Genomic DNA, 2,503 nt, shown 5'->3' on the forward strand with positions numbered 1-2,503 from the left:
CACCGCACGCAGCGGCTGGCCCGCGAGTACCGACGATCGACCAGATCATCAGCGGCACTGCGGCTCCGGGCACCGAGGCCGCCCCGGGCGACGGACCATCCGGCGGGCTGGAGCTCGGGCTCGGCACCGGCAGCAAGCTCCCGAGTGGACCGGTCTGGTCTGCGGCGCCGACCGGCAGCTCGGCGGGGATGTTCCCGAATCCGGCGGCCGGACAAGCTCTCGGCCTCGGCCCGGGTACTCCCAGCGGCATCGATGCCGCCCGCGCGATGATCGATCCAACCGCCGTGGATCCCGGGGCATCCGATCGCGCTCCTGGTACGGCACCGACGGCTCTGATCGCCGCCCCGGGCACGCTTGGCGGTCTGCTGCTCCCCAACCCCGATCATGTGCTTCCCGCCTGCGTCGGCAGCGCGGCAGTCGGCAGTGCCGCGCTGGGGTCTGGCATCGTCACCGGTAGCGGCATGGGCTCGAGCCTGATCGGCCTCGGTTCCAGCGGAAGCGTCGGTTCGGGCTCGGCCGGTGCGGGCAGTGTGGCGGTCGGCAGCGCCGCGACCGGCAGTGCCCTCCTGACCTGCATGCTGTTGCTCCCGGTCCCGGGTCTGCCGGAGCCTGGTATCCCCCTGATCATTCCACCGACAGCGGTGGCCCCGGCCGTCGTGCCTATCCCAGCGCGACTGCCCGAGGTGATCTCATCGATCCCCGCACTGATCCCGCCGATGCCGATGCCGTCGCCCCCGGTCGAGTACGCCGCACCTGTTCAGTCACCCCCGGCACTTCCGCTCACCGCGCTGCAGGTGATGACGGTCATGATCATCACGATCATCGCAGGCGCGCGTGCTCGCCTGCGTGGCCGGATGTAGTCGTAAGAGCTTGGCTTCCAAGGCTGTTGATGACCAGCCTCGGCTTGCACACCGATCGTCGGTGGAAATCCGACCAGGAAGAACTGGAATGGCGTGCCGCAAACCCCACTGGCGGTTCACATTAAGACAGCGTGCCCACCCCGACGCGCCAGATCCACTGCACCGCAACAGTGTCTGTTCCCGGGCGCCGCACCGTCGACGCGCCGATAGCGGCGTACACGCTCACCGCCCACGGAATCAGCGTTCACGCACAACACAACAGCGCGCTGCTCGAACTGGCCGGCGAGGTTCCCGGGCCGATCCTGGCACAGACCCCGGCATCCACATCACCACCGCGGTGCGCTGGAGCACTGGTTCGCATCGGTGTGCCCGTCACCAAGGCACTGTTCCGGCGTCGTCGAAGAATCCGCCGGTCGGTCCGTCATCGGGCAGGGTCGCGAGGTGAATCGCGATCGCCGCTCCCTGTTGTGGTGTGCGAACGCCTCGGAAGCCGTTGAGGTCGGTGGCGGTGAAACCGGGGCAGCCGGAGTTGATCAGGATGTTGGTGTCGCTCAGTTCCTTGACGTATTGGATGGTGACGGCGTTGAGGAAGGTCTTCGATGCCGAGTACGCAGCGGGAACCGGGCCCATGTCGATGCCGGGCGTGGTCTGCAGAGCGAGCGAGCCCACGCTGCTGGACATGTTGACGATTCGCGGTGACGCCGAGCCGCGCAGCAGGGGCAGCATCGCGTTGGTGACCCGGATGACGCCGATCACGTTGGTTTCCACGACAGCTCGCACGGTCGCGGGATCGACCGTGGTGGGTGTCTGTGGCATACCGCCGGTGATCGCGGCATTGTTGACCAGGACGTCGAGCCCTCCGGCATGGTCGGCGATCAGCTCGGCCGCGGCGGCGACACTCGCGTCGTCGTCCACGTCGAGCGGCACGCCGAACGCGTCGGTCCCGGTCGCGCGCAGCTTCTCCACCGCGGTGTCGCGGCGTTGTCGATCCCTCGCGCCCACACCGATTCGCCAGCCAAGGGCGCCCAGGCCCGCCGCGATCTCGTAGCCGATTCCTTTGTTCGCGCCGGTCACCAGCGCGATCGTCGGTTCACTCATGCCGTTGATCACGTTGCGGACTCCGGTGGTGCGTCCAAGACCGACTGGGTGGGCGGCGATACCGCACGGGTATTGATCGTGGTGAGCGCCGGATACGATCACAGGGTGGAGACGCGGGAGTTGCGATACTTCGTCGCGGTCGCCGAGGAGTTGCACTTCGGGCGGGCGGCACAACGGCTCGCGATGGCGCAACCACCGCTGTCGCGGGCGATCCAGCAACTCGAACGGCGACTCGGAGTTGTTCTGCTGCACCGCAATACTCTCGCGATCACGTTGACCGAGGCCGGGTCGGTGCTGCTGCGGGAGGCCCGGATCGCTCTCGAAGCGGTCGAAGCCGCCGAGCGCCGCACCCGCCGCGCCGCTGCCGGCCTGCCCGGTGTCGTGCTGGCCACCAAGGCGGGAGCCTCCAGCGAACTGTTGTCGAAGCTGCTGGACGCCTACACCGTCGATCCCTGCGCTGTCGCAGTCGAGGTGGTGCTGTGCGGACCCGGCGAACCGGAAAGACTGCTACGCAACGGGAGTGCCGACGTTGCTCTGCTCCACCG

General features: G+C 68.2%; 3 protein-coding genes. 2 read left to right on the forward strand and 1 reads right to left on the reverse strand.

Annotation, left to right across the window (positions count from 1 at the left end; genetic code table 11):
• On the forward strand, positions 1-860 hold an 860-nt coding region (locus ACFWPJ_RS30275), incomplete at its 5' end, for a hypothetical protein (RefSeq protein ID WP_378856542.1).
• A gap of 372 nt (positions 861-1,232) precedes the next feature.
• Here the strand turns inward: ACFWPJ_RS30275 and ACFWPJ_RS30280 are convergent.
• The gene (locus tag ACFWPJ_RS30280; RefSeq protein ID WP_378856544.1) at positions 1,233-1,958 is read right to left on the reverse strand and encodes an SDR family NAD(P)-dependent oxidoreductase; all 726 of its coding nucleotides are present in this window, start codon (positions 1,956-1,958) and stop codon (positions 1,233-1,235) included.
• 105 nt (positions 1,959-2,063) lie between these two features.
• On the opposite strand from ACFWPJ_RS30280, the gene ACFWPJ_RS30285 reads away from it, so the two are divergent.
• Positions 2,064-2,503: LysR family transcriptional regulator (locus ACFWPJ_RS30285; RefSeq protein WP_378856546.1), on the forward strand; the 440-nt coding region annotated here is incomplete at its 3' end.

It is taken from the genome of Nocardia sp. NPDC058497, from assembly GCF_042720195.1.
In the GTDB taxonomy this organism is placed as follows: domain Bacteria; phylum Actinomycetota; class Actinomycetes; order Mycobacteriales; family Mycobacteriaceae; genus Nocardia.

Excerpts from the sequence above, each read along its gene's own strand:
- ACFWPJ_RS30280 (WP_378856544.1), bottom strand. The coding sequence starts at position 1,958 with ATGAGTGAACCGACGATCGCGCTGGTGACCGGCGCGAACAAAGGAATC.